The sequence below is a fragment of the Caballeronia sp. AZ10_KS36 genome (assembly GCF_023631105.1).
Lineage (GTDB): Bacteria > Pseudomonadota > Gammaproteobacteria > Burkholderiales > Burkholderiaceae > Caballeronia.
In genome coordinates this window covers 1-6,629 of sequence record NZ_JALQDQ010000055.1, presented here as the reverse complement: position 1 = coordinate 6,629, position 6,629 = coordinate 1, and the positions used below count along the sequence as shown (strand labels likewise).

The window sequence follows — 6,629 nt, the reverse complement described above, 5'->3', positions numbered from 1 at the left end:
GCGACACGTCGCCCCTTATGCGTCATTTTGCCGGTGGCGATGATAGGGAAGGTGCCGCCGCACTTCGGGCACTCGGTTAGGTGTTGATCGAGTGCTACGGGAATGCCTAAATGCTTAAAATCGGGCGCTGCTTCGATGACTACGCCGCCGTGATTCGTCTTGTCGCCGAGGCGCGCGGCCTGGCGGCCGGATGCATCTCTCATCCTTTGTTGTCCTTATTGCTTGCAAAGATGGAAATGCGGGTTATTGCAACGCAAGGGCTATGCGGTCGCTATAGGAATAGCCCTAAAAGGAAATGACAGCATCGGAGAAGTGATGCTTGGAATTAGAGGCTGCCGTGCAGGCGAAGAGCCCGGTCCGGACGACCGTCTTGCCGCGCAGAAGAGCGCCGACGGTTACAGCTGCGGACGGTCGCGCATCTAGACTGCATGGCTAACGCAACCCACGTACGGCCTTCCTAAACAAAAAGCCCCACAAGTCTTCCGACTTGCGGGGCTTTTCTCCTACCACTGGCGGAGACGGAGGGAAACTCCCATCCCAACCTAATTCTCTGATTATTCGACCATTTTTCTGCTACGTTTGCGGTCCGGTGGTACAGAACGGCGGTCAGTCGGACCATACCATCAACCGCCAGCATTGGCGCATCATTTCGGAACAAAGTCGGAGTTCAGTGGGACGTACAGCAGCACTGTGGCATCGACCAAGTAGCTGCTCATCTCGCTTCCATTCGTGAGCGTAATTCTCCCCCCTGCCGTCCAAGTCTCCGCGAATCGCAAGAAGGCATTACGGGTACGCGCTGCATCCATGGGGGCGACCACAGCGGAAGGGTCTTCGTTGGCCAGCATTAGGGGCGTCTCCTTGTACCCCGAACTCATCACGGCCCATCCGTCTTGTTCGGGCATCTTGTGGAAGGTAGGCTCGTAATTCGGCCCTTCTGGCGAAGCATCGTCATCTTTCGTAGCATCGTCATTTTGTCGAGCATCCTCCTCGTCTTGAGTATCGGGAACATCGATAGACTCGTGACTGAACGTCGCGACCTCCACATGATCCATGTTCACGAACACAAGATAGCGGCCAGCGTCAACATGAACGAAGGGGTTTCTGTCTTTTCCCGCCTTGGCTTGCTCTGTGAACTTGCCGATAATGCGCTCATGTTCTGCTCCTTCGGGAGCTTCGAAGCGGACCATTGACTTGTCTCTGAGGGATATCTCCAAGGCCCAGACCGACCGCCCTTCCTCATCTTCCCCAGCATTCTGAGGGGCGCGGTCAGCGGGAAACGCGGGAAGAGCCATACGCTTGTCGAGTGCGAACGGCGCAAACAAGTAGCGCACCGGAACACCCAGTGCTCTGCCTATCTTCTTGGCAAGCTCCACACTAGCAGGCCGCTCGCCGTTCTCTATGCGTATCAGGTGCCTTCGGCTGACTCCTATCTTTTGAGCCATGGAAATCATGCTGATTTTCAACTCGTGACGGCGGCGGCGGATGCGGGTTTCGATCATAGCGAAGCGTCCAGTCGATTCTTACGGGCCCCACATAAGGTAGCGTAGGGTGAACCATAGATATATACGAGAGAGACCGGACTGATTGGGAGATGAGGTGTATGTGCTAGTACCACTACACAGATAACTCCCATGGGATACACATAGCAGGCTACCCAATGCCCACCTAGCAATGAGCATAGGACTAGCATTGGATGGTCTGCTGCCCTCCTCCTGCCGCCTACTGCTCCTCCTCCACCCTCCCCTCAATACCTGCCACGCTACGGAAGACATCTAGCATGATGGTCTCCGTCTGCTGCGCATGGCATTCCCTGACCACTACGGCATCGTGGATTGGCAGAGCCACAATCCCCCGGTCCTTTAATTCCAGGATGATGGAGACCATAATCTGACTTTCCAGATGCATGACATCCAGTCCGATGCCGGTATAGAAGAGACCACGGAGCTCAGGGTGATGCCCCTCAATGGCTCTGCAGACATCCCCGATGCGGGCCCTAGGGGGAAACAGGGATTTGGTCTCTCTCGGAAAGGAGGTCAGAGGTTTGTCTGCGTAGGTCATCGCTGCAAAAACCTTCTTGATTCCCTCCCTATGGTCAGCGTACCCAGACACGGCATAGGAATCGCCACAGGGAACAGCCCCGGCCATCCCATACAGGATGCGGGGTCCGACATGGCTGAAGTCCAGGACCTTCACTGCACCGCCCTCAATCCTGATGTCCTGACGCTCTGTCTTATGTAGTCGCTGCCAGAAGCCTCCGAACATGCGACCGCCCAAGTCAAACCTGCCCTTGTTGAATGTACGCCGCATGCGCCTGTCCGTAGCGTCAACATCCTCCGATTCCCCAAGGTAGTCCACGTCAGCCGACTCTAGCCACCCATTGATGGCCCTCATCTCCTCACGGATGCTGATGGTCTGCTCGGTCTCCTCGTATTGGATTCGCTTAGCCCTCGTCCGGTGGTTCTCCTTCGGGGCCTTCAGCACAATGACTTCTTCATCCCGATGCAGCCCAAAGTCAGACCATGAAAGGGCCAGCGGGGATAGCCGAGCGAGAAGCCTAGGAGAAGCCCTGTAGGTGGTTTGTACGCCTCTAACACGGATTGATCCGCCCACCCCCAGGGAGGTCTCCAAGAGCCCCATAGCGGGGCCACTGAGGGCGTCTAATACCTTGGGCAGATTCTTCCCCATCGCCATAGACTGGTAGCGGTTGTACCTGCCTAAGACTTGCTTAGACCGCGAGACCGTCACCCATCCACTGGGTTCCTGAAGCTCCCTGTAGGCGGCACAGCAGACGAGGGATTCCACCTGGCGCTCGAATACTTCTTGGTCTTGCTTTCTCCGTTGCCTCTTACGGGCCCCGATTGCATCCTCCTGCCGCTCCAACTCCTTGATGATGTCCCGCACCAAAGCACAAAGGCAATCACTGCGGGCGATACGGTGCGAGTTGAAATGCTGGTCTCCCGCCTTGATTACCTCTTCCACTTCCTAGCTCCTTATTCTTTCGATTCCAGGTATTGGTTCATCTGGGCTTTGCTCGCTGCCGACATACGCGCTCGGGCTGACGCACGGCGGGCGATGGAGTCCTCAATCTTGGCGTCGAGCTCAGCCAACACTTGCGGCTGCTTTGCTTCCAGAGCCAGCTTCTTACGGAACTTGGTCTCCGCTCGCGCCGCTCTCAGCTTCCGCACTTGCGCTGACCTCTGCTCCCGTTCCTGCTCCGTGAGATGGCCTTTCGTAAGGAGTGTTAGCTTGCCGCCCACCAACAGCTCACCGAGGAGACCTTGCCCCGCCTTAGTCACCAACAGCGTATGCCGTCCGTTGATGGTCGCGTTTGCGAAGTAGCTTTGCCGCTTACCGCGTCTGCCCGCTTCCACATACCGCCCGCCAATGCGAACGAGATAGCCCGCCTTGTGTAGGTCCTTGTGGATGTAGATGCGATTGACGCGCCCCAAGGTACGGACAAATTCGGCGAGCTCAGGGAGGTCGGAGGAGGAGACGCTAGGGGCGTCTCCGGGCTTGACTTCTGGGGCCTTCAGGGGCAGCCTATCGGCTGCTCTGGTGATTCCTCTAGGGACCCTAGCGGCCCGCGCAACTTCCTCCTGTTGAGCCTGTAAGGCCTTCTCCTTGGCCTCCGCAAGCTCATCGTCGCCCTCCCAAGGCAACAGTCCAACTTCCGAATCATGGTCGAACATTGGCCGGTACTCCTTGGTTGGATTGCTGCGGACTCGTTCCGGCCGATGCTGCGGGAATTTGAAGACCGCCGCTGACCGCCCCCGGAATGTTCAAACCGCCGCCCACGCCAATGGGGGTAGCTCCTGCTGGAATGTTGAGAGCCATCACGCCACCTGCTCAGCGTGAACAGCAAAGCCGCAATGCCCCAGCCGTGCCAGTAGCGCCATCGGAGTCTTCAGTGCTTCACGGTCGAAGCCCGCAAGGGACAACAGCGAAGGCGCTACGCCCACTACGCCATCGAACCCATAGACGGCCAGCCGCACCTCTTCAGCCTCCCAGCCAGGGAATCCCCAGCCCCAGCGGGAGCCATCAGCCTCCCCGATGACAGCCGAAGCGGAGCCCTCACGGACCACTGAGGCCATCTCATAGGGGCTCTGCGCCTGCAGCCATTGGCCGTTATCGAGCAGCACGCTTCCGCCTTGCTTGCATCGGGAGATGAGGGAATAGAGCGGAGCCATAGCCCCTTCGATAGCCATAAGGCCATCATTGAGTTTGTTCATGTCTTGAGTAAAACCAGAGATAGAAAAAGAAAAGCCGCCCCGTCCATTGCTGGAGAGAGCGGCCCTAGAGGGTGATGCTGAGAAGGTTAGTTGCTGGAGCGTGCTGCTTCGGCCAAGCCCTGAGAGAACGCGCTGCTGCCGTTCATCGCCAGAGAACGCAGACGGTTCCGCCGCACGTCTTCATGGCGTTGACCATCAGAGCCCTTATAGGTCACTGCAAGAGCATCGCTGAATCCCTGATGGTCTCCTGCAGCTAGGGCCGTCATGGCCTTGCTGAACTGCTTCACGTCGCCTACTTGGTACGAAACGTCTGAAAGGGCAGCCTGCTGGCCCTTGGTCATAATCGACCACAGCCCCGGCCTTCAGCCTCCACCGCCTGCCGTGCTCGTTCGGTATAACGCGGAAGGGAAGCCTGAAGGAGTCGCGTGGCTTGCTCTGGGGTGATCTGAACGCGGCCCGCCTTGATGCCTTCGATGGACGAAGCGGGAATACCTGCCCGCCTGAAGTCCTCCGAGATGTTCGCTGCATTGGCCTTGAGGTTATAACCAAAGCCCAGGTTTGCCCCAGCATCGGGGTTAGGGTCCTGAGTGGCCTTGAGAACCAACCCCTCCCCGGCTGCCGTCAATGCCGATGCAAGGTCTCCTTGGTCAAGCATCGCCTTGGATTGACTGAACTGCATCTTGGAACCCTGCCCCGTAAGGCGAGACCCCGCCAGCCCAGAGAACCCATTAGGCCCCGGATTGGGAATATCGAAGAGCTTGCCGGTCGCATCCTTGAATGCAGCCTCCCGCACCCGGTCAATCTGGCTTTGCATCTCCGGGTTGATCTGCTTCAGGTTAGAAGCCTTAGCGAGCACTGCAGCGTTCCCGATGAGGTCTTGGGTTGTCGCGGTGCCTGCACTCAGCTTGGCCTTGAGGTCGGCCATGCCTGCCCGCTCATCTTGGCTCAGCACCTTTTCAGCGCCATGCTGCTGCATGATCTGGTCGAAGGTCACATCCTCCAGCTTGTGGATAGGAGCCCCGTTCACGAACATGGCGAGCTGATAGCGGCCATCCTTGCTGTAAATGAGACCAACGGACTGGGAAGCCTGCTGCGGCAGCCCTAGCACGCTATCCGCTGCACGGGTCAGCATCCCCGGCCCATCTTCCACCCCGTACCGCTCCTTGGCCTTGGCAATGTAATCGCTGATGGCATCCTTAGCCGCCTCACTGGCCTGCCCTTCCGGCACCTGTACATTGATGCGGTTCGTCTGGTCATAGACGAAATTGGACATCACTCGGTTCTGGATGTACCGGTCAGCTTCATCCCTAGTCGCGTTAGGGTTCCGCTGGTAGTACTTGCTGAGGCCGAGCTGAGCCCATGTATCCACGGCGGTCTCGTTGACTGCCCCTCCATAACCCATAGCACTCGCAGCCCAGCCAATTACCGGCCAATGCTGCAAGCGGCTGGTGGTCAAGTTCGCCACCGTGCTGGCAACCTCCTGCCTCCATTTAGGGTCGCTGGTGATTTCCTTCGCTGCCTTGATGGCCTCAGGCGAGATAGACCGGTACGCATTGCCGTAGGCCGTGGCTTCGTCAATCCCGGCCTTCCGGTCACGCTGATAATTTTCGAAGAGGGATGACGCCTTCTCATCGAAGTACAGGGAGCGGAGCTGGTCAGGCAGCCCACCATAAAGCGCAGCAGCCAACCGGAACTGGCCCGACACTCCGCCGTCCTTAGTCGGGATGGCATTCGTGGTTCCGTCAATGAGAGCCTTGAGGTTGCTGTTCGCTAGGTCACTGCGGCCAGAGCGGCCAGTAATATCCGTGATGGACTTAATGGCCTGTTGGACTGCTGGAAGCGATGCAGGGTCCCCGCCAGTCTGTCCCGTGGCCACCTGCATGAGCGTGTTCACGTCAGCCTGCTGAGCGGCATCTAGAGCCCCCTGAGCGGTCTTCTTATCGAGCGCCCATGCCGTACCATTGCCAACCATCTGGACCGCTTGTGCGTCCCCTTGCGCCTTGTCAGCCATACCCTGGAGCCTTCGGTATTCGCTGAGTGCAGCGGTGGCGGTCTTGAACTGATTGAGCGGACCAATGCGCTGAATGAAGTCTTGAATATCGGGCTGCTTGCCTGAGCTCGCTGCATCCTCATCCGCCACTGTGCGCTTGAAATAATCACCCTGCTGGGCCTGCTCCACCCGTTCGTTCTGCTCCTTGGTCGCATGGTCACGCATCCGCGTTACTTCGGGCTCCAGCTTCGGATTCATCTCCAGCAAGGTAAGCCCCGTGTTCGGGTCCTTGAACTGGGAGAACACATCGAAGAGCTCAGGCCGGCCGCCTGCTGTTGCCTTTCGCCGTAAAGGAGCCGGGTGTTTTCGGCGTAATGGCGCCAGCGAAGGGCGCCTGATTCGGGGCTCGA

7 protein-coding genes are annotated in these 6,629 nt (G+C 58.3%); all 7 read right to left on the bottom strand.

The window, feature by feature from the left end:
• Positions 1-203, bottom strand: a 203-nt coding sequence (locus NCR35_RS29580; protein ID WP_250537443.1) for a PAAR domain-containing protein, incomplete at its 3' end; no start/stop codon positions are given.
• A gap of 441 nt (positions 204-644) precedes the next feature.
• Positions 645-1,499, bottom strand: coding sequence for a helix-turn-helix transcriptional regulator (locus NCR35_RS29575; protein ID WP_250537442.1), 855 nt, complete (start codon positions 1,497-1,499; stop codon positions 645-647).
• Positions 1,500-1,719: 220 nt separating this feature from the next.
• Entirely contained in the window at positions 1,720-2,979 is a 1,260-nt protein-coding gene (locus NCR35_RS29570) for a hypothetical protein (protein ID WP_250537441.1), read from the bottom strand.
• Between the two features lie 11 nt (positions 2,980-2,990).
• On the bottom strand, positions 2,991-3,689 hold the full coding sequence (locus tag NCR35_RS29565) for a hypothetical protein (RefSeq protein WP_250537440.1): 699 nt from the start codon (positions 3,687-3,689) through the stop codon (positions 2,991-2,993).
• 144 nt (positions 3,690-3,833) lie between these two features.
• A complete protein-coding gene (locus NCR35_RS29560; protein WP_250537439.1) occupies positions 3,834-4,229 on the bottom strand; it encodes a hypothetical protein in 396 nt (131 codons plus the stop codon).
• Between the two features lie 86 nt (positions 4,230-4,315).
• Positions 4,316-4,570: a hypothetical protein gene (locus NCR35_RS29555; protein WP_250537438.1), complete on the bottom strand. Its 255-nt coding sequence runs from the start codon at positions 4,568-4,570 to the stop codon at positions 4,316-4,318.
• Complete coding sequence (locus tag NCR35_RS29550) at positions 4,567-6,525, bottom strand: hypothetical protein (protein ID WP_250537437.1); 1,959 nt, start codon at positions 6,523-6,525, stop codon at positions 4,567-4,569. The genes NCR35_RS29555 and NCR35_RS29550 overlap by 4 nt, the downstream gene beginning before the upstream one ends.
• Positions 6,526-6,629: the final 104 nt, after the last annotated feature.